We start from the raw sequence: 23,863 nt of genomic DNA on the forward strand, positions 1-23,863 counted from the left end.
GGGTGAGGATAAAAATGAAAGATTTAAATCAACACAGAGAAGATTATTTAAACCATTTTAAAGATAATGTTTACGAGCGCAACATTCTAAAAAAAGACGATCCCTTCGATGCACCGCAGGAAGAATGTGGCATTTTCGGACTTTATTCTGATAATGATTTGGATACATTTTCACTCTCCCAGTTTGGTCTTTTTGCTTTGCAGCATCGTGGTCAGGAAGCTTGTGGAATTTCAGTAATGAATCACGGTAAGATTTTCAACATCAAAGATGAAGGTTTGGTGCTGGATGTGTACAAAGAAATTCGGGAGCCAGAAACCTTTATGGGAAATTCTGCAATCGGACACACGAGATATACCACCGCAGGAGACAAGAAAAAATATAATTTCCAGCCATTTTTTGCCAAAAACGAATACGATCAGATTATTCTATCGATTGCACATAATGGAAATTTAACCAATGCTAAACAGTTAAAAAGGGAATTAGAAGCTGAAGGCGTCGTTTTTAAAGCAACTTCTGACTCCGAAGTTATTTTAAGATTGATTCAAAAAAATCTGGATTTAGGTTTACGCGGCGCCATTAAAACGACCATGGAAAAAATCGAAGGTGCGTATTCTGTTGTAGGAATGACCCGTAATAAATTTTTCGCATTTCGTGATTTTCATGGAATTCGTCCTCTTGTTTTGGGAGCAATCGATGAGAAAACCTATGTTGTTGCTTCGGAATCTGTTGCTTTGGATGCCGTAGGAGCACAATATGTTCGGGACATTTTGCCCGGAGAAATTGTCTACACCAATGAAAATGAAACGGGTTTACATAGCTTTTTGGTAAAAGAAAACTGCGAAAAAAGAATTTGCGCTTTTGAATACATCTATTTTGCGCGCCCGGATTCTATCATGGAAGGAATAAATGTTCACGAAATTCGAGAAAAATCTGGAGCGAAAATCTGGGAACAGGCGCCGGTTGAAGCTGACATTGTAATCGGCGTACCAGATTCTGGCGTGCCTGCAGCAATCGGTTTTTCTATTGCATCTGGAATTCCTTTTCGGCCAGTTTTGATTAAGAACAGATATATCGGCCGAAGCTTTATCGTTCCTACACAGGAAATGCGGGAACGTATTGTAAATCTTAAACTCAATCCTATTGTTTCGGAAATTAAAGGAAAGCGCGTCGTGATTATTGATGATTCTATCGTTCGTGGTACCACTTCAAAACGTTTGGTGAAAATATTAAAAGAGGCGGGCGTGAAGGAAATCCATTTCCGTAGTGTATCTCCGCCAATCATCGCGCCGTGTTATTTGGGAATTGATACACCATCGAAGGACGATTTAATTTCAGCAAATATGAGCGTAGAAGAACTTCGAAAATATTTGGGTGTTGATACGCTTGAATTCCTAAGTATGGATAATCTTAAAGTTATTCTTGGCAGTTCTAATCACTGTTTTGGTTGCTTCACGGAAGAATATCCGGTTCCGAAAGGTGACGATAGAGATTTGTTTGAATAAAAAAAAGGTTGGGAAAAAATTCCCAACCTTTTAACTGATATATATGAAGTGTTTTTTCTTAAAATTTGTAAGCCAATCCAACTTGGAATACATTGTTTTTCACTGCAGAACCAGAATTATTTCCATCTTTGAAAATATCTGTCAAACCTGCAACATATCTAGCTGTAACACCAACTTGTGGCGTAAAATAATAACCGGCACCTAAACCAAGACCAGCATTAAAACTGTTTAAATCGTCTTTGTAGTTTGCAGATTCTCCGATAGTACTGTTACTGCTTTCGTTAGTGTACTTGTTTTTCGCTGTAACTAGCAATCCGAATTCTGGACCTGCTTCTAAATAGAAAGATGGAGTCGCATTATATTGGAACATTACTGGTAATGTGATATAATCTAAATTTCTTGATCTCGCATAAGTTGTTCCAGCGATGTTTTGGTTGTATTTGTCACCCATTTGTGAATATAACAACTCAGGTTGGATACTAAAGTTTTCCGCGATTGGAGCATTCATAAATACACCTGCGTTAAAACCAATTTTTGATCCTTGGTCGCTTAATCCTTCTTCTGTAGATAATGAAGAAACGTTCATACCTGCTTTAACTCCGAATTGTTGTGCAAATGTCAATGTACTCATTGCTACTGCTGCACCTAAAAATAACTTTTTCATAATCTTAAATTTTCTAATTAATTTTTTTGATTTTGATAATGAGGAATTTGTTTTCTAAATTTTAAAATGTTTAAAATTTCCGAGTGTACATTTCTTCAGTATCGCTACGTTTTTTAAATTGTTTTACGCCAGAGTATTGTCAAACGCTGTGCCAAAACTTATGAATTAACTACAAACTTAAACGTATGTTTAAAATAAATGAGATTTAACTTTCTGAATTACAGGTAATTGATATAATAATTTTAACACTTTCGAATAGATTGCGAAAGTGACTTTAGTTGGAGAATTGTATGTTTTCTATGCCAGATTTTGATAAAAATGTAATGCCGTAGCAATATTTTTTAAATCAATTGACTGATCAAATACAGAAATTCCGATTGAGGTTAGTAAAGAAAAATTTATTTTACCACCTTCGTTCTTTTTATCATTGTTCATCAGGCCAAGAATTTCTTCTTCTGTAAAATCACTGATGGTCAATTTTGGAAAAAATCTTCTAATTCCTTCAATAATTTCCTCGGTGTCGTTTGGTGATAGTAAATTTTCCAGGAGGGAAATTTGTGTTTCGCAGATCATTCCCATCGCTACAGCTTCACCATGGAGAATGGGTGTGTTTTTTTTCAGAAATAAGCTTTCAATTGCGTGTCCTACGGTATGTCCGAAATTTAAAGTCTTGCGAATATTTTCTTCCCGGAAGTCTATTTTAACGACATTCTGCTTAATTTTCATCGATGTTTCAATAAAAGGAAAAATATTTTCCGCAGTAAGAGCGGTCATGTTTTGCAAATCTTTCCAGTGTTTTTTATCTGCAATGAGACCATGTTTCAGCATTTCTGCAAAACCACTGCGAAGTTCGCCGAAGGGTAGTGTTTTTAAAAAGTCAGGAAATACAAAGATGTGTTCAGGTTCTGAAAATGTACCGATTATATTCTTTAAATATTGATGATCGATCCCTGTTTTACCACCAATAGAAGCGTCGCACATTCCCAAAAGTGTGGTAGGAATATTAATAAATGGTATTCCTCTTTTATAAGTTGAAGAAATAAATCCGCCCAAATCCGTAATTACTCCGCCGCCAAGATTAATCATCAGCGCTTTTCGATCGGTTTTAAAATCAGTAAGGATTTCCCAAAGTTGTGCAGCAGTTTCCAGTGTTTTCATTTCCTCGCCGGCTTCAATTTCCAGGATCTCGAAAGGAATTTCGGTTTCTAAATTACCCAGTAAAACTGGCAGACAATGTTCATGCGTATTTTCATCAACTAAAATTAAAAGCTGTGTAGGATTGAGTTTTTCAATAAATGTGTTGAGTTGCGAGAAATCATTATCTAAGATGGAAATCATTTTTGCTGAATTTTATCACAAAATTAAACTTTAATTTAGTTTATCAATTCAAGGAGTATCGTTAAATTTGCTTCAATTTAAAATCAAATATGAGCATTTTTGATAATACCCAAATTGCCTTCGCAGACAAGACAGATTCTCAACTGAAAAAGGCGTACTGGATGTTTAAAGCAATTGAACAGCCAGCTGTAACAGGTCTTGGAATATCCGTTCTAAACTTTACGGTGAAAAACAACGTACCCTTTGTAAATACAATCGTGCGGAATACCCTGTTTGAGCAATTTTGTGGAGGTGAAACGCGCGAGCAAAGTATGAAGGTAGTGAAACAGATGTTTAAGCATCATGTGGGAAGTATTTTTGACTATGCAATTGAGGGAAAAGCAGAAGAAGCTTCTTTTGATGAAACATGTGAGGAAATTAAACAAAACATAAAATTTGCAGAAGGAAATCCCGCGATACCGTTTGTGGTTTTTAAACCTACTGGTTTTGGTAGAATTGAAATTTATGAAGAAGTCGGGAAAAATGTCGAATTAACCACGTCTCAGAAGGAAGAGTGGGCGAGAGTTGTGAAGCGGTATGAAGAAGTTTGCCAAATGGCTTTCGATCGGAATGTTGTATTAATGATTGATGCGGAAGACAGCTGGATGCAAGATGCAACAGATATTTTGGTCACAGAAATGATGGAAAAATTCAATAAAGAAAAAGCCATCATCTGGAATACGCTCCAAATGTATAGAACCGGAAGAATGGAATATTTGGCAAAAGATTTAGAAAAAGCAAAAGAGAAAAATTATTTCTTGGGTTATAAATTTGTTCGCGGCGCCTATATGGAAAAAGAGCGCGAACGCGCAGCAGCCATGAATTATCCAGATCCGATACAGCCTACGAAGCAGGCTTCTGATGATAATTATAATGCGTCGATTGATTTCGTTTTAAATAATTTAGATTTCGTTTCAGCCTTTTTCGGTACGCACAATGAAAAATCGACGGAACTTGTAATGGATAAAATGAAAGCGATGGGTTTAGCCAACGATCATCCTCAGATTTATTTTGGGCAGCTCTACGGAATGAGTGACAATATTACTTATTATTTGGGTTCAGAGAAATATAACGTGTGCAAATATCTGCCCTACGGACCTGTGAAAGATGTTGTACCTTATTTAACCAGACGCGCGCAGGAAAATACTTCCGTTGCCGGACAAACTGGTCGAGAATTAGGTCTTATCGCGAAAGAACTAAAAAGAAGAAAAGGTATTTAAGACTTATTCTTTATTATTATTATTTAAAAACATAAGCGGGCTTTTGCCCGTTTTTTTGATTTTCTTTCAATGGTTTTTTGACAGAATAAATTCTTAAATTTGTTGGCCTTCAAAAAATAAATCGCTCAATATTCCCCTGTTATCTTGATTTTTGCTCAGATTATTTTACCCTTAAATTTAAAAGGAACTTTTACCTACAAAGTTCCTGATGAACTTATGGATGCAATACAGCCTGGAATGCGGGTTTTAGTTCCTTTTGGCGGAAAGAAAATTTACACGGGAATTGTTTTTTCTCTTCATTCTACAAAACCGGAAAATTTTCAACCAAAAGACATCATCAATATTTTAGATGACTCCGCAATTTTGCCTTCTGAACAGTTAGAATTTTGGTCGTGGTTATCCGACTATTATTTGAGTAATATTGGGGAAATATACCGTTTTGCTTTTCCCGGTTCTCTAAAACTGGAAAGCGAAACATACTTAAAGTTAAAGCCGAATGTCATTGTAGATTTCCAGCATCTTGATGTTAATGAAATGTATTTAATACAAGCCTTGGAAGTGAGGCAGCTCATTAATTTAACAGAAATTGAAGCTTTTATTGCAAAAAAAGATATCGTAAAGACTATCAAATCGTTGATTGACCTGCAGTATATTGAAATCGATGAAAAAATCGCCGAAAAATATAAGGCAAAAGAAGTTTCTTTTATTAAATTAAATGCAGATAAAGTTGATCCGGCACAATTGCCCCAAATTCTTTTATCATTAAAAAGATCCCCTAAACAGCAGGAACTTTTTCTCCATATTTTAGAAAAAGAAACCGAAAATCCCGAGAAAGCACTTCGTAAATCCGATATTTTTGAAGAAGGAAATTATGCACATGCGCAGTTGAAAGGCCTCATCAATAAAGAACTGGTTACAGAATATATCATGACGAAAGAGCGCCTGCAAACTTTCGAGGGAGAAACCGAAGCTTTGGAAATGCTTTCTGAAACGCAGCTGCGCGCAAAGGTTGAAATTGATGAGGCTTTTGAAGAAGGAAAAAACGTTTTACTTCACGGCGTCACCTCCTCCGGGAAAACGCATATTTATGCGGAAAAAATAGAGGAAATTGTAGCATCTGGAAAAAATGCACTTTTACTTCTTCCAGAAATTTCGCTCACCAAACAAATTGTGCAGCGACTGGAAAAGAAATATGGCCAAAAACTCGGCTTTTACCATCAAAAATTAACCGATTTTGAGCGTGTTGAAGTTTGGCGTAAAGTTAAAAATAACGAGATCAAAATCTTGATCGGCACCAGAAATGCGCTCTTTTTGCCTTTCCAAAATCTCGGTTTAATTATTGTTGATGAGGAACATGATTCCAGTTACAAGCCACGAGAGGTTTCCCCTTATTTCAATGCGAAAGATGCAGCTCAAATTTTAGCCAACTTTTATAAAGCCAATGTTATATTGGGATCCGCCACTCCGTCTGTGGAATCATTTTATGCAGCAAAGAAAGATATTCTAAAGTATGTGCTTTTAGAAGATCGCTTCGGAGATGTTAATGTCCCAACGTTTGAACTCATTAATTTTAAAGAAGCTCAGGATTCTAAAAAAACCGTTGGCAATTTTTCCCTGGCGCTCATTGATGAAATTCGGACTCAAATTGATCATAAGAAACAGACGATGATTCTTCATAACCGGCGCGGTTACGCCAATGTGGTAGAATGTGAAAGTTGTGGTTACGTAAATTATTGCTCAAACTGTGACGTAGTGATGACGTATCATAAATTTTCAAATGAAATGAAATGCCATTATTGTGGGCAGAAAGCAGCAAAACCCCGAAATTGTCCGAAATGTAACTCAGAAAAATTAAATGTTCGCGGCGTTGGTGTTGAACAAATTCATGAAGAAGTTTCCGGAATTTTTCCCGACGCCGAAGTCGATCGCATGGATGTAGATTCTATGAGACGGAAATTTGCCTACGAAAAACTCTACGAAAAATTAGAAGGTGGGGAAACCGATATTTTAGTGGGAACGCAGATGATTTCTAAAGGTTTAGATTTCGACCATATTGAGCTGGTCGCAATACCCAAGGCAGATGCGCTGTTGTATGTACAAGATTTTCGTGCCGAGGAAAGAGCATTCCAGTTAATTACACAGGTATCAGGAAGAGCCGGCAGACTATCTGGCAAAGGGAAAGTTCTCATTCAAACTTATAATCCAGAACATTCTATCTTTCAAATGCTTAAGGAAAATGATACTGCAAATTTATATGAGCATTTGCTTACGGAGCGCAAAAAATTTAACTATCCACCTTTTGTGAAATTAATTATGATTGAACTAAAGCACCGACGCGAGGAAAAGGTAGATCGTGCATCGCAGTTTTTAGGATCGATTTTAAGAAAATATTTACCGGAAGAATGTATTTTGGGTCCCGAAAAAGCACCTATTGGAAAATTAAATCTTTTGTATCAGTATCAAGTTCTTCTTAAACTTCCGAGAGGGAAAAAATATGAAGAATATAAAGCTTTGGTTCTTAAAAGTCTGGAAGAGTTTGGGGAAATAAAAGCTTACCAATCCATAAAAAAGGTGATTTTTGTTGATTTTTAACAAAGTTTAACAGAAATTCCAACCTTTTATAAACCTTAATCAGTTGTTAATCAACAATATTTTATATTTTTGAGCGTTCCTAAAATGGCTTAACGTAAAACTATTACGGAAAATGCCGTTAACAAAAGATAATCAAATAATAAATTTAAATGATTAACATCAAAAAAACTCTGGTCTCTTCTGCAATAGCCATTTCTGCATTGGCTTTTGGTCAGGGAACCTTTACTTCTTCCAATTATCCGCAATCTTACGAAAATCAAAACGCCAATATATCTGCTGAAAAGTTATTAACCGCAAAGGAACTTGTCGATATTAAAATTAATTCGATGATGAGTGATCCCGTTTTGCGAAATGCAGACTGGGGTTTTGTAGTGTATGATCCGAAGACAAAAAAAGTAGTCAGTTCTTACAATGAAAATGCATCTTTAGTCCCAGCATCAACGACCAAACTTTTGACAACAGATACTGCAATGAGTTTGTTGGGCGAGAAATTTCGGTGGGTCACGCAATTAGAATATTCTGGTACAGTTGACGAAGCGGGCATTCTGCAGGGTAACTTGTATATTGTAGGCAGTGGTGATCCATCACTTGGCACCAACAAAGCGGGCGCTTATTCCTATCGCGAGATTGTGGCGGACTTTATTTCGTCGCTTTCAGACAAGGGAATTAAGAAGGTAAATGGCGATATTATTATTCAGACAGCTTTATTCAAATTAAATAAAACACAAAATCTTCCGGAAAATATTGTTTGGTTAGAGAACGGAAGCTATTATCTGCCGGTCGGTACAACGCACGAAATTAATCCTCAAAATGAAAGGTTAATCGCAAAGCAGGCAAATCCTTTCGCAGAAAATAAGAATTATTATTACATTTCTCCCTACATCGGGAAAATGGTTTACGCAGATAAATTTGACGGCGGCTACCTGACGACAAAATTACCGGATGCGCCAGCTTACCTTGCAAACAGTTTACGAACTACAATGCTAAAAAGTGGCTTGCCAGTAACTGGAAAAGTAGTTACCAAAATTACGGATTCAGAACCAGAGAGTCGATCGGTACTTACTTCTTATCAGTCACCAACTTTAGCTGAAATTATTATGTATACGAATCAACATAGTGATAATGCATTGGCAGAAGCAACTTTGCGAATGGTTGGTTTCCAAAAATTTGGTGATCAAACTTTAGAAGGTGGTCGGAATGCCGTGATGGATCATCTGAAAAATGTAAACTTCGATGTTGAAGGATTACGCTATTATGACGGAAGCGGATTGTCGCGCAATAACGTGGTGACGCCAATTTCACAAGTTAAGTTTTTAGCCAATCTTATGAATGAGAAATATTACAAATCATATTTCGATTCTTTACCGATTGGTGGACAAACCGGAACTTTGAAAAAAACATTTTATGATATTGGGAACGGACAAATATTTGCGAAAACCGGAACATTAAATAAAGTAAAAGCCCTTGCAGGTTACATGAAAACATATTCAGGTAAAACACTTGTATTTTCATTATTAATTAATAATTATGCCGGATCAGTGGATCAAGTGAAGGCGAGGATGGAACAAATTCTAGAACCGGCTTTAAGTCTGTAAATCAAAAAATTAAATACAAAACCTTTCAATTTTATTGGAAGGTTTTTTTATCTTTATTCTCAAATTTTTAATGATGAAAAAACTTTATTTCTTTTGTCTGCTTTTCTCTTTTACCTATATTTTCGGCCAGATTCACACCTCAGATCTACAAACTGTTATAAAAAAAGAAAGCGAAAGATATTTAAAGATGATTGATTACAATGTTAATCCCAACACTTTAAATTACGATCTCATCTATCAGCGACTTGAACTGGATTTAAATCCAGCGGTAAAATATGTTGCTGGAACCGTGACCAGTCATTTTGTAACTGCTGACAATTTATCGTCAATTTATTTTGATTTTTCAAATACCCTGATAGTTTCAGAAGTTAAATACCACGGTAGCAATTTAACTTTTACGCAATTGCCAACCAAGGAGTTGGAAATAGAATTTCCTGCTGCTATTTCCGCAAACGTTACAGATTCTTTATCAATTAAATATTCTGGTGTTCCAGATTCATCAGGAAGTGCTGGTGATGCGTTCACCGTTTCAGTTCAGGGAGGAACACCGGTTCTTTATACACTTTCCGAACCTTATGGCGCGCAGGAATGGTTCCCAACAAAGCAAAGCATGAATGATAAAATTAATAAAGTTGATATTAAGATTACAACTTCTGATCAGTACAATGTTGCCTCAAATGGTAAATTGTTTTCGGAAACATTGCTTTCTGGCAATCGAAAAATTACTTTTTGGCAAACAAATTATCCAATTCCTGCTTATCTCGTGGCGTTAGGAATTACCAATTATACCAAATTTAATGACACGATGGGAAATCCTCCATTTGCATTCGTTAACTACGTTTATCCCTCTACGGCCGCCAATTCATCAGCAATGGCGAACATCAACTGGACGAAAGAAATGATGAATGTATTTGAAGAATACTTCGGTGCTTATCCTTATCGTAAAGAAAAATACGGCCATATGCAGTTTGGCTGGGGCGGTGGAATGGAGCATGCTACCATGTCATCAATGGGGTCATTTCCCAAGTCGCTTATCGCGCACGAACTTGCCCACCAATGGTTTGGAGATAAAGTGACGTGCGGCGCGTGGAATGACATTTGGCTAAATGAAGGTTTTGCAACATTTGGCGCACATTTGGCGAATGAAAAGTTATTAATGACAAAAGAGCAATTCCGAACTTTTCTAACCTCTGAAATTAATTATATTACAAATTCTCCGGGCGGGAGTATTTATATTGCAGATTCAGATTTAAACAATATTAATCGGGTCTTTGACAGCCGTTTAAGCTATTCGAAAGGTGCCTATGTTTTGCGCATGTTGAAGTGGATATTGGGCGAAGATGTATTTTATCAGTCGTTAAAGGATTACCATAATCAACCAGATTTAGCATATCAATATGCCATAACATCAGATTTCAAAAATTCATTATTAAAGTCGACTGGAAAAGATTTTACCGCCTTTTTTGATGAATGGATTTACGGTCAGGGATATCCGACCTATCAGATTAAATGGAATCAAACTGGCGATAAAAATGTTCGCTTTAAAGTCGGGCAAATTCAAAGTCATTTTTCTGTAAACTTTTTCGAACTACCATTACCGATAAAGATCACTGGCACATTAGGTGAAATAAATGAAGTCGTCTTAGACCATACAAAAAATGACCAAACCTTCAGCATTCCCGTTACGTTTACTGTTGCGTCGGTGGAATTTAACTATGATAAACAAATTGTCGAAAAAAATTCCACGGTGGTGAAAGATGCTTCTATACTTTCTACCTCAGATGATTTTAAAAAACCACTAATCATTTATCCAAATCCTGTACAACATACACTTTCAATTTCCGGACTATTAAAATCTGAAGAATTCCAGATTTACAGTATTGACGGTAAATTAATAAAATCGGGAACATTGTCTGTTAAACAAAATTTAGATGTATCGCGCTTCTCCAAAGGCGTTTATATCCTGAAAATAGCGGGAGAAAATTTTAAATTTATTAAAAATTAGTATACCCGAACTTTTCCGTTGACTATAATCAAGTTAATTAGAAAAGCCCATCTTAAGAGGGCTTTTTTTCTTAAATTAGCATTTCAAAAAATTCAATTATGATATCTACACATTATCTCGAGACTTTACAGAATGAGTTGCAAAATATTAAAAATGACGGTTTGTTTAAAACAGAGCGCATTATTACCTCGCAGCAATCCGCGGAGATAGAAGCGAATGGAAAAAAGCTTCTCAACTTTTGTGCGAATAATTATTTAGGACTTTCAAATAATCAGGAAGTCATGAAAGCTTCTCAGGATATGATAGAAAGTCATGGTTATGGAATGTCTTCCGTACGTTTCATCTGTGGAACTCAGGATATTCATATAGAATTAGAAGCTAAAATTTCTAAATTTCTTGGCATGGAAGACACCATTTTATACGCCGCATGTTTCGATGCAAACGGTGGGGTTTTCGAGCCTTTGTTTACCGATCAGGATGCCATTATTTCCGATGAATTAAACCATGCTTCGATTATTGATGGTGTTCGTTTGTGTAAAGCAGCGAGATACCGCTACAAGAATAATAATATGGCAGATCTGGAAGAGCAATTAATTGAAGCTTCCAAAAAAGAGCATCGTTTTAGAATTATCGTAACCGACGGAGTTTTCTCAATGGATGGAATTGTAGCAGATTTAAAAGGTCTTTGCGATTTGGCAGACAAGTACGATTGTTTGGTGATGGTTGATGATTCTCACGCTACAGGATTTATCGGGAAAACTGGTCGTGGAACACACGAAGCCAATGACGTTATGGGCAGAGTAGATATTATTACTTCAACTTTAGGAAAAGCATTAGGTGGCGCGTTGGGTGGATTTACTTCTGGTAAAAAAGAAATTATTGATATGCTCAGACAACGTTCTCGCCCTTATTTATTCTCGAATTCACTGGCTCCGGGAATTGTTGGTGCAGCCATTAAAGTTTTAGATATGATTTCTGACGATACTTCGCTTAGAGATCAGGTCATGGAAAATTCTGAATATTTTAGAAAAGAAATGAAAGCCAAAGGATTTGATATTCCTGATGGAGAGGCAGCGATCGTTCCCGTAATGTTATACGACGCGCCATTAGCCCAAAAAATGGCAGAAAAATTAATGGATGAAGGAATTTATGTTATTGGATTTTTCTTCCCTGTGGTGCCAAGAGGAAAAGCGAGAATTCGAGTACAGCTTTCGGCAGCGCATACCAGAGAACAATTAGACAAGGCGATTGCTGCGTTTGAAAAAGTGGGAAAAGAACTGGAAGTTATATAAACTTCAAAATAATTTAAAACCTTCATTATTGAAGGTTTTTTTTGTTTCATTTAGCATCGGAAAGCTCTGTTTTAAATTTTTATTGTCTTTAAAATTTAAGTATGTTCGCACAATAATAATTTCATTTTATGTTCAGTAAGCAGGAAGCTCAACAGTTGCGCAAAGATTTCTGGATTGCTTTTGGAAAAAGTTTTCCTCGCAAATGGATTTTGTATGACACCAAGATTAAGGACTTTTCTTTTAAATTTTATGCAGATCATAAAAAAGCAGAAGTTTCTCTGGATATCGAAATGAAAGACGAACTTTTCCGAAATGCCTATTTCGAAAAAATGTGGTCGCTGGAGGCTTTACTTCAGGAAAGGTTAGGTGAAGTGCAGAAAGACGAATTTTATACGTTAGAAAATGGGAAAGTCATTGCGCGGTTTTGGGTCACCAAAGAAAATGTTTCCGTGTTCAATAAAAATACCTGGCAAAGTATATTCGAATTTTTCGTCGATAAAATGGAAGGTTTTGAAGAAATTTATTACGAATACGAAGATTTTATCAAAGATGTTTGACGAAAATCATTTATTCAAATTTTCTTTTTCGCCACCAATAAAATACGCCGCCCAATACCGCGAGAATTCCAAGAGGTAGAAGTAAATTGAACCATTGCCAATAGGATTTCTCGTCATCGACAAGGTTTCGGTCTAGAAGCCGTGCTTCAATATCGCGGTTTCTCAATTCCATTAAGTTTGAATCATCCAGTAGATAATCCAGTGCATTTCGCAAAAACTGTTCATTACCGTACGTTTGTTTCGTGAGTAAGTCTTCACCTAATGGCAAAGCTTTCCCTTTATACATTTGGTTTCTACCCACGTCACCATCAGCAATAATGATCATTTTATTATCGGTACTTTGCGCTTTAAAATTCGGGTATTTATTTCTTTCACTTCGTTGCGCATAAGCAGATTTAAATTTACCTTCTAAACTTACTGCGAAAATCTTCGGTGACGAAGGACGTTCGAATTCACTTAAAGAATCAGTTCGAACGATTTCTGCTAAAGCCACGTAATTCGGAACTTGCTTTACACTCGTGCGCTCGCTGGATTCAAAAAGGATGTTTGTTTTAATATTTGGGCGACCAAGTGTATCGATTGACGTTGGAAACTCAAATTTTACCGGATTGATGTTTTTCGTAATTGGATTTTTATTTTCAGCAATACCCAAAGCGAAATAAGGCCATATAAAGCTGCTGTATTGTGGGTTTCCCGCGACTTCACCAGAAACAATCCTGATCAAAGACGATTTTTTAAAATCTTTCACCAAAGCAGAATTTAAACGTATTCCATAATTGAAAAAGAAATCGGTGAGATTGATATCGTTTGGATATGCCATAATTTTTTTCGCTTGAAAAAGCGTGTCCATTTCAGCATTTACGGCATCAATCATCCAGAGAGTTTTCCCGCCGTTCATTATGAATTGGTCTATCAGTACTTTTTCGCCTTCTGTGAAAGCTTTCCGAGGTTTGGCAATCACCAGCGCATCCATCTGCCGAAGGTGAGGCATATCAGCGTAAGTAAGTTCAGTTTTATTTTGGGGAATAATTGGGCCAGCATTATAATTTTCCAGAGCCATTTCCATAAAACCAGAAAATTCGTCCGGTCTCAGTTCATCTTGATTAATGAGTATTCCAATGTTTTTTCTGTGCTCAGCCGTCAGTGTTTTAATGGTGGAAACGAAGCTGTATTCCAAATTTTCGATAGAACGGGTTAGTTGTTCATCAGCGTCAATTCCTGTCTGATTAACAATGAGTGGAACCGATGTTCCTTGAGAATTATATTTAAAGGTCGCATACGGAAACATGACAATCTCGGATATTTTCCCATCCTTCATATCAGGGAGAATTGAGGGTTGCATTCCCATTGCAAGCAAGGTATCTTTGGATATTTTTGTTTTGATAGGATCGATAAATCGAAAGTCTATTTTTGGATTAATCTTTCTGAATTCTTCCAGCATAAATCTGGTTTCATTTTGAAGCTGACGAAAACTCGCCGGAAAATCACCTTCCAGATAAACATCAATTTTCAAGGGTTTTTTCACGGATTTTAAAACCTTTACCGTGGCGTCGGAGAGTGTATATCTTTTTTCCTGCGTTAAATCTATTCTTTTACCAAAAACGCCGAAAGCTCCCAAAAATAAAAGGAATGCGAGAATCAGATAAATTATTTGCTTTTTATTCATTTTTAATAGCACTATAAAAATATTATTTCTTCTTTTCTACGATGATTTTCGCTGAAAATAAAAATAGAAAGATGACGAGTAGGAAATAAAAAACATCGCGCGTATCTATTAAACCTCGGGTGAAAGACAGAAAATGTTTGTAGAAACCCAGATTCGATAAGTAGTAATCTGCAGCGCCCAAAAGTTTATAACTTGCCAATTGTTCAATCCCAAAATAAAGGAAAAACGAAATGAGAACGCCCAATAAATAAGCCATGATTTGATTGGAGGAGAGAGAAGACGCAAAAGTTCCGACGGAAGCAAATGCGCCAATCAATAATACAGAACCAAAATAGCTGCCGAAAGTTGCGCCTAAATCGATATTGCCAAAGGTAATTCCTAAAACGTAAACCGTGTAAAGATAAAATAGAGAAGGAATCAAACATAAAATTCCTAAAACCCAAACTGCAAAAAATTTTCCCAGAATGATGTCAGAAATTTTTAAAGGTTGAGAAAAAAGCCAACTTAGGGTTCCAGATTGTTCCTCTTCTGCTAAGGTTTTCATAGAAAGTGCGGGAATTATCAGAAGCATTAGCCACGGAATAAGAACGAAATAACTTTGTAATGTCGCCGTACCAATATCGAAAATATTAAAATCATTCTCAAAGAAAAAAAGAAATAATGTCCCGATAAGACTGAACGCTCCGATAATGATCCAGGCGCTCCAGTTTCCAAAATAAGTCAAAAGTTCTTTTTTAAATAGTGCCAACATACCGCAGTTTCGCTTTTTATTTTTAGGTTTTTCTCTTAAGATTTCTTTTTATTAACCAGTTTAACGGTCAACATAATACTGCCCACTAGAACGATAAATCCGACAATTAATTGCCACCAAAATGCAATAACCATCGATTTTAAAATGACAGTAAATACAACCAGAAAAAGAAGGAATGTCGCAATTTCATTTGCCTGACGTAATTTAATATTTGCCATGGGAAAAGTACCGCCGTGTAATTCTTTCATTTGTCGCAATTTTTTCCAACACCACCAATGGTAGGCTGCTAAACCTAAGAGAAATGTAAGTTTAAGATGAAACCATGGTGTTTTCATTAATCCAAAATTCAAAAAAATTAAAGTGAGTCCAGAAACCAGCATAATTATTCCGGCAGGAACAGTGATGATATTCCATAATCTGGTCGCCATAAAAACGTACTGATTTCGGAGAATTTCTTTTTTCTGCTCTTCAAATTCATCGGTGTCTTTATAATAAACAAAAAGTCGCACCAGATAAAATATCCCGGCAAAATAGCTGACCATAAAAATGATATGTACGGCTTTAAGAATCGTGTATAACATTGAAAAAATTTGAGCACAAAGATAATATATCTCTGTCGATTAATGAACTTCCAGATTTAATAGTGAAGGATAAAATTGAAACGTCTTTTTATACTATAAAACTCGAAAATGGAAGTTAATTTTATAAATGGAAGAAATAAATTTAAACTTTTAAAATCTTATTTACTTTTCGAATTCTACATAAATATTTTCGCCAACCTGTAAGCCAAATAAAGTTTTTGCCCCATTATCACGATTTCCTTTGTAGATGGTAAGTTCTAGCAAATCTGCATCATTAAAAACAGCTGCTGCTTTGCCATGAAATTCATGTTCTTTTGTCCAATCGTAGACGATATCGGTATATTGATTATGAATTCTAGAAAGCGCAAGATTTCTGAATTTTACAATGAATCGGTCATAACCAATACAACATTTTTCGAAAAATTTTCGGTGAATATTTGATACCACGTTACCGAAATTATCAACATACATAATTTCACCAACCAGAAATCGTTCGCTTTCGTTAAATACGGCTCGCGGAAAAGAAAGTTGTTTTGGTTCTTTAAATTTACGACCGATCACTTCTGGCAGACCGCCATTTTGTAAGTGAACTGCAACCGGCGCAAAAATATCGGTGGAAGTAAAGTGTAAATCGTCTTCATAACCGCTGTTGAAGGTAATTTCGTAAACAGCTTCAGGTTTCAAATCGTAAAAAATAAGACTTAAAATTCCGTTATCGGCAGCAATAAAATAGTGGCCGTCAGCCTTATATAGAAGAAATTTTCGCTCTGGCGTATGGAAGCTGTCGACTGAAATAATATGTACGGTACCTTTTGGAAAAAAAGGATAGGCGTTTCTTACAATATAAGCGGTTTGCAGTAAGTTATACGCCTGAATTTCATGGGTAATGTCTACTATTGTTACATCTTCTTTTAGGGTCAATATTTTACCCTTCACCGCTGCAACTCGGTGATCAATTAGTCCGTAATCGGAGGTAAAAGTAATAACTGCCATGTGTTTTTTTAAGAAAGCACAAATTTAGTTTAAATAAAATATTTCGTGCACCATTGTGGAAAAGTAAAGGTATTATTTAAAATAAATTTGATACTTTTAATAAAAAATAAATTCAAAACTTATATTATATGTTTGAACTCAACTATGAAATCGTAGGAATAGATTCTAAAAGTTTTTACGGCGTAAATAATCAATATTTTAATTTATTGAAATCAAAATTCCCTACTCTTAAAATTACAGGAAGAGACCATTCGGTCTTCGCGAAAGGAAATCAGGAAGCGCTGGATGTTTTTCGGGCTAAACTGGAGGATATAATAAATTTTTTATCTGATAATAATTCAATGACATTAAAAGATGTTGAGGGCATCTTAAATTTTAAAGACGATGCGGAAAAACAATTGGTTTTTGATCAGGATATCATTGTTAAAGGCGTAAACGGTAAAATTATTAAAGCGAAAACCACCAACCTCAAAAAGTTGGTTAAAGTTTCTGAAACAAAAGATATGGTCTTCGCGATCGGTCCGGCGGGAACTGGTAAAACATATACCAGCGTTGCTTTGGCAGTTCGGGCTTTGCGCGATAAAGAAGTAAAAAGAATAATTCTTACCCGACCAGCAGTAGAAGCTGGGGAAAGTCTGGGATTTTTGCCGGGCGATTTAAAAGAAAAGTTAGATCCGTATTTACAGCCACTTTACGATGCGTTGCGCGATATGATTCCGCATGAGAAATTAGAAGGTTTTATTGAGAAAAAAGTTATAGAAGTTGCGCCGCTCGCTTTTATGAGAGGCCGTACTTTAGACGAAGCTTTCGTCATTTTAGACGAAGCGCAAAATACAACTCATTCTCAGATGAAAATGTTTCTTACCCGAATGGGAATGAATGCAAAATTTATTATCACGGGCGATCCAAGTCAGGTTGATTTGCCGATGCGCCAGAAATCAGGTCTACAAGAATCGATGCGGATTCTAAAAGACGTCGACGAAATTGGATTTGTACATCTTACTGAAGAAGATGTGGTTCGCCATCCTGTGGTGAGAAAAATTATCAACGCGTACGGCCGCGAAGAAAAAAGACAGCGGGAAGAGTAGTTAAGTAGAAATCTTGCATAAAAAAATCCTGCGAATTATTCCTCAGGATTTTTGTTTTATATTAATGAGTAATTTTATTTTCCAAACAAATTACCACCAGGCATTCCTGCCCCTTTCGGCATTCCTTTGCTCATCATTTCCATCATCTGTTTTCCTTGTGGACCTTGCATCATCTTCATCATTTTGCCCATTTGCTCAAATTGTTTCATCAAAGCATTTACATCTTCGATTTTTCTTCCGGCACCTTTTGCAATTCGGTTTTTTCTTTGAGTATTGATGATAGAAGGTCTTCTTCTTTCTTCTGGTGTCATCGAATGAATGATCGCTTCAATATGTTTGAAAGCGTCATCTTGAATATCTACATCTTTGATGGCTTTCCCAACTCCTGGAATCATTCCCATCAGATCCTTCATATTTCCCATTTTTTTGATCTGATTGATTTGTTTTAAGAAATCATCAAAACCAAATTCATTTTTGGCAATTTTTTTATGAAGTTTTTTGGCCTCTTCTTCGTCAAACTGTTCCTGCGCTCTTTCAACCAAGGAAACAACATCCCCCATTCCAAGAATACGATCCGCCATCCTTTCCGGATAGAAAACATCAAGTGCTTCCATTTTTTCCCCTGTAGAAATAAACTTAATTGGTTTTTCTACTACAGAACGAATGGTCAAAGCAGCTCCACCTCGCGTATCACCATCTAATTTGGTAAGAACAACACCGTCAAAATTCAAAGCATCATTAAAGGCTTTCGCAGTATTTACGGCATCCTGTCCTGTCATGGAGTCAACCACGAAAAGCGTTTCGTCAGGTTTAATAAAATAATGAACAGATTTAATTTCGTTCATCATCGCTTCATCAATCGCCAAACGACCTGCGGTATCTACAATCACAACATCGTGACCATTTTCCTTTGCAAATTTTACCGCGTTTTCCGCAATGGAAGACGGATTTAGTGCGCCTTCTTCTGTATAAACAGGAATACCAACTTGGCCTCCTAAAACTTTCAACTGCTCAATCGCCGCCGGACGGTAAACGTCACAAGCTACTAAAAGGGGTTTTTTACTGCGTTTTTGTTTAAGATAATTTGCTAATTTTCCGGAGAAGGTTGTTTTACCAGAACCTTGCAAACCGGCAATAAGAATAACACTGGGCTTACCAGAGAGATTAATTCCTTCGTGCGTAGAACCCATTAATGCTACCAATTCGGTATGAACGATTTTGGTCATTAATTGTCCCGGCGTTAAACTGGTCAATACATTTTGACCGAGTGCTTCGTCCTGAACTCTTTTGGTTAAATCTTTCGCAACTTTATAATTCACATCGGCATCAACCAACGCGCGGCGAATTTCCTTTACGGTTTCAGCAACGTTAATTTCGGTAATTTTCCCGCGCCCAGAAATATTGTGAAGCGCTTTATCTAATTTATCCTGTAAGCTATTAAACATAATTTATCATTAAGATTTGCAAAAATAAGGATTTTCGTTCAATTATCGTAAAGTTGCTTATTTTTGACGCATGAATATTATACAAATTATGTTTTTAGTCCTTTCTGCTGCAATTCTTAATGTGGCAGTTTTTTATCTTTTTAAAAAATATATCGTCGGAACAGAGAATTCTGCAATGAAATTTTTGGGTTTAAATATTATAAAAGATCTGCTGTGGGTAGGTTTCTGGCTTTACCAGCTGGAAAACAACACCTTTAATTTTTTGGCAGTAATCGGTGTTTTTGTAGTCATGTCGGTTTTCCTTTATTTTAAAGTAATACGGTTGCTGAATAAGTCATAATTTTTTCCTGATAAAAATCAATTTTTTGTATTGGTAAGTTTTAATAAATTCAATATATTTGCAAACCGATAAATTTGACTTATGAACAAGAGAATTTCTTCTTTATTTTTACTTTTATTTCTAACGCTTTCCGGTGTTTTTACTTATGCGCAAGAGCATGTAGAAGCTAATGCACCCAAAAGTTTAGAGCAAAAAATCCAGGAGGATAATCAAAAATTCAATGCGAAAGATATGATCATGAGCCACATTAGCGATGCTAATGAGTGGCATTTGTGGACATTGAACGAAGGAACTCCAGAAGAAAAACACGTTTCTATACCATTGCCTGTTATTATTAAAGACAAAAACGGACTTCATACTTTCATGTCTAGTGCAATTGCGCACGGTCATGAGCACGAAGGTTACACTTTAGATCATGGTATTGTAAAATCAACGCAAGGTTTAGAACAAGCAAAATTATTCTCGGTAATGAGCGGAAAACATAATTCAGATAATGCTTTTTATGATTTCTCGATTACGAAAAATGTAGCAGCAATCTTTATTTCGATATTTTTCATGCTGTTAATTTTCATAGGAATGGCGAGAGGTTATGCTAAATCTTTAGTTCCAAGTGGAGCTGGTAGATTTATGGAGCCTTTAATTCTATTTATTCGTGATGAAGTTGCGATTCCAAATATTGGCGCAAAAAAATATAAGAAATACATGCCTTATTTATTGACTGTATTTTTCTTTATTTGGTTTAACAATATGTTTGGTTTAATTCCCTTTGCACCATTTGGTTATAACTTGACAGGTAATATTGCGACAACAGCGGTTTTGGCAATCATTACTTTGTTGATAACTGTCTTCAGTGCAAACAAAGATTACTGGAAGCATATTTTTATGCCGCCAGTACCATTGTTATTGTACCCAATCATGGTTCCTATTGAAATCATTGGGGTTTTCACGAAGCCATTTGCCTTGATGATGCGACTTTTTGCGAACATCACGGCAGGTCACATCATGATTTTGGCAATTATGTCCTTGATCTTTATTTTTAAAACACCGCTTTTAGGTTTTGCATCGGTTCCATTGGGATTATTTATTTCTGTATTGGAATTATTGGTGGCAGCACTTCAGGCATATATTTTTACCGTTCTTTCCGCTTTGTTTATTGGTATAGCAGTACAGGAGCACGAGCACGAAGGAGCACATTAGTTAATTTAGAACATTTTTAACCTTTATATATTTTTATTATGGAAGTGATTTCACAAGGAGTTGGACTTATTTACGTAGGAATCGGTTTGGCAGTATTAGGCGTAGGTCTAGGTATTGGTCAAATTGGTGCACATGCTATGGATGCTATCGCAAGACAGCCAGAACAAGCAGGTAAAATTCAAGGAGCAATGCTTATTGCTGCTGGACTTATCGAGGGTGCTGGTTTGATCGCGATCATCTTCGGAGCGTTCGTAAAATAAGAGACCTCAAAACAAATTCTTAGCAGCGCGGTTGGCTCTGCTAAGGATTTTTTTAAAATTCCAGATAAAAAAAATTAAAAAAAATTACAATTATGATAGAACCGGGAATAGGCTTATTGTTTTGGATGACTTTAACCTTTGTGATCCTTTTGATTTTATTGGCCAAATTTGCGTGGAAACCAATCTTAGGTGCGATCAATGAAAGAGAAGTTACGATTGTAGACTCTCTAAATCAGGCAAAATTAGCCCGCCAGGAAGTTGAAAACTTGAAAGCTGAAAATGATATTATCATCCGCGAAGCAAAAGTAGAGCGTGATCAAATTTTGAAAGAAGCCAGAGAAATCAAAGACCGTATCGTAGGTGAAGCAAAAGATGCTGCGAGAAATGAAGGTGATAAAATGATTGAAGCGGCAAGACAAACCATTCAGGCAGAAAAATCTGCAGCTGTTTCTGAGATTAAAAGTCAGATTGGAACTTTGTCTGTAAACATCGCAGAATCTATCTTGAAAAAGAATTTAGATAACGATAGCGCACAAGATGCTTTGGTTGCAAATATTCTTAACACTTCTAACTTAAACTAGAATGGTTACCAGTAAAGTAGCAAAAAGATATGCGCAAGGTCTTCTAAATTTCACACAGGAAGCAGGAAGTACATCTTCTGTATTTCCAGAAATGAAAGATCTTGTCAATACGATTGATAAATCCAGGGAATTGCAGAATTTCTTCAGCTCTCCAATTGTAGATTCTAAGAAAAAAGTAAGTATTGCCCATGAAATCTTTAAAGATTTTTCTCCGGTAACACGCAATCTTATTGAGATGGTGATTAAGCATGGCAGAGAATCTCATTTGATCAATATCGGTCAGGAATACATCAACAAAGTTGAAGATATGAACGGAGTACAAAGAATAACTTTGACTTCCGCGACGCCACTTTCAGAAGAAAATATCCAAAATATTTTGAAGTCTACAGATCTTGTAAATCATCAAAATCAATTTGACGTAAAATCAATCATCAATCCTGAAATTTTGGGAGGATATATTTTACGAGTGGGTGACCAGCAAGTTGACGCTTCGGTAAAATCGAAATTAAGCCGACTGAAAAAAGAATTTCAATTAAATTAAGACAAAAAAAACCATAAAATGGCAGAAATAAATCCGGCAGAAGTATCTGCAATTCTTAAACAACAGCTCGCCAACTTCGAGACACAGTCTAATGTAGAAGAAGTAGGTACCGTATTAACAATAGGTGATGGTATCGCATTGGTGTACGGTTTAGAAAACGTACAATACGGGGAATTGGTAAAATTCCAGAGTGGTGTTGAAGGTATCGTTTTGAATCTTGCAGAAGACAATGTAGGGGTAGCTCTTTTGGGTGAATCTAAATTGGTTAAGGAAGGTGATACCGTAAACAGAACCAAAAGAATTTCATCAATTAAAGTAGGTGAAGGAATGTTGGGTAGAGTAGTTGATACTTTAGGAAACCCAATTGATGGTAAAGGACCAATCACTGGTGAAACTTACGAAATGCCTTTGGAAAGAAAAGCTCCGGGAGTAATTTTCCGTCAGCCGGTAACTGAGCCACTTCAAACAGGTATTGTTGCGATTGATTCAATGATTCCAGTAGGAAGAGGACAAAGAGAATTAATCATCGGTGACCGTCAGACAGGTAAAACTGTTGTAGCGATTGACACGATCATTAATCAAAGAGAATTTTATGATGCAGGTGAACCTGTATTCTGTATATATGTAGCCATTGGACAGAAAGGTTCAACGGTTGCTCAAATTGTAAAAACATTAGAAGACAAAGGCGCTTTAGCTTATACCGTAATAGTAGCAGCAAACGCCTCTGATCCAGCTCCGATGCAGGTTTATGCACCAATGGCTGGAGCCGCAATCGGTGAGTTCTTCCGTGATACTGGTCGTCCAGCACTGATCGTTTATGATGATTTATCTAAACAAGCCGTTGCTTACCGTGAACTTTCTCTATTGTTGAGAAGACCACCGGGCCGTGAAGCTTATCCAGGTGACGTTTTCTACCTTCACTCCAGATTGTTGGAACGCGCAGCGAAAGTAATTAAAGATGATAAAATCGCAGCACAAATGAACGATTTACCAGAACCATTGAGACCATTGGTGAAAGGTGGTGGTTCATTAACCGCACTTCCTATTATTGAAACGCAGGCAGGTGACGTTTCGGCATATATTCCAACCAACGTAATTTCGATTACCGACGGTCAGATTTTCTTGGAAACAGATTTATTTAATTCAGGAGTTCGTCCGGCAATTAACGTAGGTATTTCAGTATCGCGTGTTGGAGGTAATGCTCAAATTAAGTCAATGAAAAAAGTTTCTGGAACATTGAAATTAGACCAGGCACAATACAAAGAACTTGAAGCGTTTGCTAAATTTGGTTCTGACTTAGATGCTTCAACGCAAGCGGTTATTTCTAAAGGTGAAAGAAACGTGGAACTTTTGAAACAGCCAGTAAACTCTCCACTTCCGGTGGACAGCCAGGTTGCAATGATTTATGCAGGAACTGAAAATCTATTAAGAAATATTCCGATTAGAAAAGTAAAAGAATTCCAGAAAGAATATGTGGAATTTTTAAGATCAAAACATCCTGAAACAATGGCAGCGATTAAAGCTGGTAAAATCGACAACGATATTACAGGAATTTTGAAACAAGCCGCTACAGAATTGGCGTCTAAATACAACTAAAACACACCATTTTCAGTATT

At 36.4% G+C, this 23,863-nt stretch carries 21 protein-coding genes; 14 read left to right on the plus strand and 7 right to left on the minus strand.

Annotated features, from left to right (window positions below; genetic code table 11):
* Positions 1-14 precede the first annotated feature (14 nt).
* Positions 15-1,502 (plus strand): amidophosphoribosyltransferase, encoded by a 1,488-nt coding sequence (gene purF, locus LC814_RS00790; RefSeq protein ID WP_226064451.1) that lies wholly within the window; start codon positions 15-17, stop codon positions 1,500-1,502.
* Between the two features lie 58 nt (positions 1,503-1,560).
* Here the strand turns inward: purF and LC814_RS00795 are convergent, their stop codons facing one another.
* Together LC814_RS00795 and aroB are read right to left on the minus strand one after the other, a co-directional pair.
* Complete coding sequence (locus LC814_RS00795) at positions 1,561-2,166, minus strand: porin family protein (protein WP_226064452.1); 606 nt, start codon at positions 2,164-2,166, stop codon at positions 1,561-1,563.
* Between the two features lie 297 nt (positions 2,167-2,463).
* A complete protein-coding gene (aroB, locus tag LC814_RS00800) occupies positions 2,464-3,504 on the minus strand; it encodes a 3-dehydroquinate synthase (protein WP_226064453.1) in 1,041 nt (346 codons plus the stop codon).
* 89 nt (positions 3,505-3,593) lie between these two features.
* On the opposite strand from aroB, the gene LC814_RS00805 reads away from it, so the two are divergent.
* The 6 genes from LC814_RS00805 (at position 3,594) to LC814_RS00830 (ending at position 12,804) form a co-directional block, all read left to right on the plus strand.
* Positions 3,594-4,763, plus strand: coding sequence for a proline dehydrogenase family protein (locus LC814_RS00805; protein WP_226064454.1), 1,170 nt, complete (start codon positions 3,594-3,596; stop codon positions 4,761-4,763).
* Between the two features lie 144 nt (positions 4,764-4,907).
* Positions 4,908-7,355, plus strand: a complete 2,448-nt coding sequence (priA, locus tag LC814_RS00810) for a replication restart helicase PriA (protein ID WP_226064455.1) — start codon at positions 4,908-4,910, stop codon at positions 7,353-7,355.
* A 149-nt stretch (positions 7,356-7,504) separates the two neighbouring features.
* Positions 7,505-8,950, plus strand: a complete 1,446-nt coding sequence (gene dacB, locus LC814_RS00815) for a D-alanyl-D-alanine carboxypeptidase/D-alanyl-D-alanine endopeptidase (protein WP_226064456.1) — start codon at positions 7,505-7,507, stop codon at positions 8,948-8,950.
* 70 nt (positions 8,951-9,020) lie between these two features.
* Positions 9,021-10,955, plus strand: coding sequence for a M1 family metallopeptidase (locus LC814_RS00820; RefSeq protein WP_226064457.1), 1,935 nt, complete (start codon positions 9,021-9,023; stop codon positions 10,953-10,955).
* A 98-nt stretch (positions 10,956-11,053) separates the two neighbouring features.
* Complete coding sequence (locus LC814_RS00825; RefSeq protein ID WP_226064458.1) at positions 11,054-12,247, plus strand: glycine C-acetyltransferase; 1,194 nt, start codon at positions 11,054-11,056, stop codon at positions 12,245-12,247.
* Between the two features lie 128 nt (positions 12,248-12,375).
* On the plus strand, positions 12,376-12,804 hold the full coding sequence (locus LC814_RS00830) for a DUF4268 domain-containing protein (protein ID WP_226064459.1): 429 nt from the start codon (positions 12,376-12,378) through the stop codon (positions 12,802-12,804).
* 10 nt (positions 12,805-12,814) lie between these two features.
* Here LC814_RS00830 and gldG read toward each other — a convergent pair whose 3' ends face one another.
* From gldG to LC814_RS00850, 4 genes are all read right to left on the minus strand, one after another.
* Positions 12,815-14,470, minus strand: a complete 1,656-nt coding sequence (gldG, locus tag LC814_RS00835; RefSeq protein ID WP_226064460.1) for a gliding motility-associated ABC transporter substrate-binding protein GldG — start codon at positions 14,468-14,470, stop codon at positions 12,815-12,817.
* Between the two features lie 22 nt (positions 14,471-14,492).
* Positions 14,493-15,221, minus strand: coding sequence for an ABC transporter permease (locus LC814_RS00840; protein WP_226064461.1), 729 nt, complete (start codon positions 15,219-15,221; stop codon positions 14,493-14,495).
* Between the two features lie 35 nt (positions 15,222-15,256).
* Positions 15,257-15,802 (minus strand): CopD family protein, encoded by a 546-nt coding sequence (locus LC814_RS00845; protein WP_226064462.1) that lies wholly within the window; start codon positions 15,800-15,802, stop codon positions 15,257-15,259.
* A 162-nt stretch (positions 15,803-15,964) separates the two neighbouring features.
* Positions 15,965-16,795 (minus strand): SAM hydrolase/SAM-dependent halogenase family protein, encoded by an 831-nt coding sequence (locus tag LC814_RS00850; protein WP_226064463.1) that lies wholly within the window; start codon positions 16,793-16,795, stop codon positions 15,965-15,967.
* A 128-nt stretch (positions 16,796-16,923) separates the two neighbouring features.
* Here LC814_RS00850 and LC814_RS00855 point away from each other — a divergent pair, with 128 nt between their 5' ends.
* The gene (locus LC814_RS00855) at positions 16,924-17,883 is read left to right on the plus strand and encodes a PhoH family protein (protein ID WP_226064464.1); all 960 of its coding nucleotides are present in this window, start codon (positions 16,924-16,926) and stop codon (positions 17,881-17,883) included.
* Between the two features lie 74 nt (positions 17,884-17,957).
* Here LC814_RS00855 and ffh read toward each other — a convergent pair whose 3' ends face one another.
* Positions 17,958-19,328, minus strand: a complete 1,371-nt coding sequence (ffh, locus tag LC814_RS00860) for a signal recognition particle protein (protein WP_226064465.1) — start codon at positions 19,326-19,328, stop codon at positions 17,958-17,960.
* Between the two features lie 70 nt (positions 19,329-19,398).
* Here ffh and LC814_RS00865 point away from each other — a divergent pair, with 70 nt between their 5' ends.
* The 6 genes from LC814_RS00865 to atpA all read left to right on the plus strand — a co-directional run bounded on the left by LC814_RS00865 (position 19,399) and on the right by atpA (position 23,843).
* Positions 19,399-19,668, plus strand: coding sequence for a hypothetical protein (locus LC814_RS00865; protein WP_226064466.1), 270 nt, complete (start codon positions 19,399-19,401; stop codon positions 19,666-19,668).
* An 81-nt stretch (positions 19,669-19,749) separates the two neighbouring features.
* Positions 19,750-20,865 (plus strand): F0F1 ATP synthase subunit A, encoded by a 1,116-nt coding sequence (gene atpB / locus LC814_RS00870; protein WP_226064467.1) that lies wholly within the window; start codon positions 19,750-19,752, stop codon positions 20,863-20,865.
* Between the two features lie 38 nt (positions 20,866-20,903).
* Positions 20,904-21,125, plus strand: coding sequence for an ATP synthase F0 subunit c (locus tag LC814_RS00875; RefSeq protein ID WP_226064468.1), 222 nt, complete (start codon positions 20,904-20,906; stop codon positions 21,123-21,125).
* 92 nt (positions 21,126-21,217) lie between these two features.
* Entirely contained in the window at positions 21,218-21,706 is a 489-nt protein-coding gene (gene atpF / locus LC814_RS00880; RefSeq protein ID WP_226064469.1) for a F0F1 ATP synthase subunit B, read from the plus strand.
* Between the two features lies 1 nt (position 21,707).
* Complete coding sequence (atpH, locus tag LC814_RS00885; protein WP_226064470.1) at positions 21,708-22,247, plus strand: ATP synthase F1 subunit delta; 540 nt, start codon at positions 21,708-21,710, stop codon at positions 22,245-22,247.
* 18 nt (positions 22,248-22,265) lie between these two features.
* Entirely contained in the window at positions 22,266-23,843 is a 1,578-nt protein-coding gene (gene atpA, locus LC814_RS00890) for a F0F1 ATP synthase subunit alpha (RefSeq protein WP_226064471.1), read from the plus strand.
* Positions 23,844-23,863: the final 20 nt, after the last annotated feature.

This window comes from Kaistella polysaccharea (assembly GCF_020410745.1).
Lineage (GTDB): Bacteria > Bacteroidota > Bacteroidia > Flavobacteriales > Weeksellaceae > Kaistella > Kaistella polysaccharea.

What these genes read in the sequence shown, in the direction of transcription:
- LC814_RS00865 (WP_226064466.1), top strand. Translation starts at nt 19,399, where the DNA reads ATGAATATTATACAAATTATGTTTTTAGTCCTTTCTGCTGCAATTCTT.
- LC814_RS00850 (WP_226064463.1), bottom strand. Translation starts at nt 16,795, where the DNA reads ATGGCAGTTATTACTTTTACCTCCGATTACGGACTAATTGATCACCGA.
- LC814_RS00820 (WP_226064457.1), top strand. Translation starts at nt 9,021, where the DNA reads ATGATGAAAAAACTTTATTTCTTTTGTCTGCTTTTCTCTTTTACCTAT.
- atpB (WP_226064467.1), top strand. Translation starts at nt 19,750, where the DNA reads ATGAACAAGAGAATTTCTTCTTTATTTTTACTTTTATTTCTAACGCTT.
- ffh (WP_226064465.1), bottom strand. Translation starts at nt 19,328, where the DNA reads ATGTTTAATAGCTTACAGGATAAATTAGATAAAGCGCTTCACAATATT.
- LC814_RS00795 (WP_226064452.1), bottom strand. Translation starts at nt 2,166, where the DNA reads ATGAAAAAGTTATTTTTAGGTGCAGCAGTAGCAATGAGTACATTGACA.
- LC814_RS00845 (WP_226064462.1), bottom strand. Translation starts at nt 15,802, where the DNA reads ATGTTATACACGATTCTTAAAGCCGTACATATCATTTTTATGGTCAGC.
- gldG (WP_226064460.1), bottom strand. Translation starts at nt 14,470, where the DNA reads ATGAATAAAAAGCAAATAATTTATCTGATTCTCGCATTCCTTTTATTT.
- atpA (WP_226064471.1), top strand. Translation starts at nt 22,266, where the DNA reads ATGGCAGAAATAAATCCGGCAGAAGTATCTGCAATTCTTAAACAACAG.
- dacB (WP_226064456.1), top strand. Translation starts at nt 7,505, where the DNA reads ATGATTAACATCAAAAAAACTCTGGTCTCTTCTGCAATAGCCATTTCT.
- LC814_RS00840 (WP_226064461.1), bottom strand. Translation starts at nt 15,221, where the DNA reads ATGTTGGCACTATTTAAAAAAGAACTTTTGACTTATTTTGGAAACTGG.
- LC814_RS00805 (WP_226064454.1), top strand. Translation starts at nt 3,594, where the DNA reads ATGAGCATTTTTGATAATACCCAAATTGCCTTCGCAGACAAGACAGAT.
- atpF (WP_226064469.1), top strand. Translation starts at nt 21,218, where the DNA reads ATGATAGAACCGGGAATAGGCTTATTGTTTTGGATGACTTTAACCTTT.
- LC814_RS00875 (WP_226064468.1), top strand. Translation starts at nt 20,904, where the DNA reads ATGGAAGTGATTTCACAAGGAGTTGGACTTATTTACGTAGGAATCGGT.
- LC814_RS00855 (WP_226064464.1), top strand. Translation starts at nt 16,924, where the DNA reads ATGTTTGAACTCAACTATGAAATCGTAGGAATAGATTCTAAAAGTTTT.
- LC814_RS00830 (WP_226064459.1), top strand. Translation starts at nt 12,376, where the DNA reads ATGTTCAGTAAGCAGGAAGCTCAACAGTTGCGCAAAGATTTCTGGATT.
- purF (WP_226064451.1), top strand. Translation starts at nt 15, where the DNA reads ATGAAAGATTTAAATCAACACAGAGAAGATTATTTAAACCATTTTAAA.
- aroB (WP_226064453.1), bottom strand. Translation starts at nt 3,504, where the DNA reads ATGATTTCCATCTTAGATAATGATTTCTCGCAACTCAACACATTTATT.
- atpH (WP_226064470.1), top strand. Translation starts at nt 21,708, where the DNA reads ATGGTTACCAGTAAAGTAGCAAAAAGATATGCGCAAGGTCTTCTAAAT.
- LC814_RS00825 (WP_226064458.1), top strand. Translation starts at nt 11,054, where the DNA reads ATGATATCTACACATTATCTCGAGACTTTACAGAATGAGTTGCAAAAT.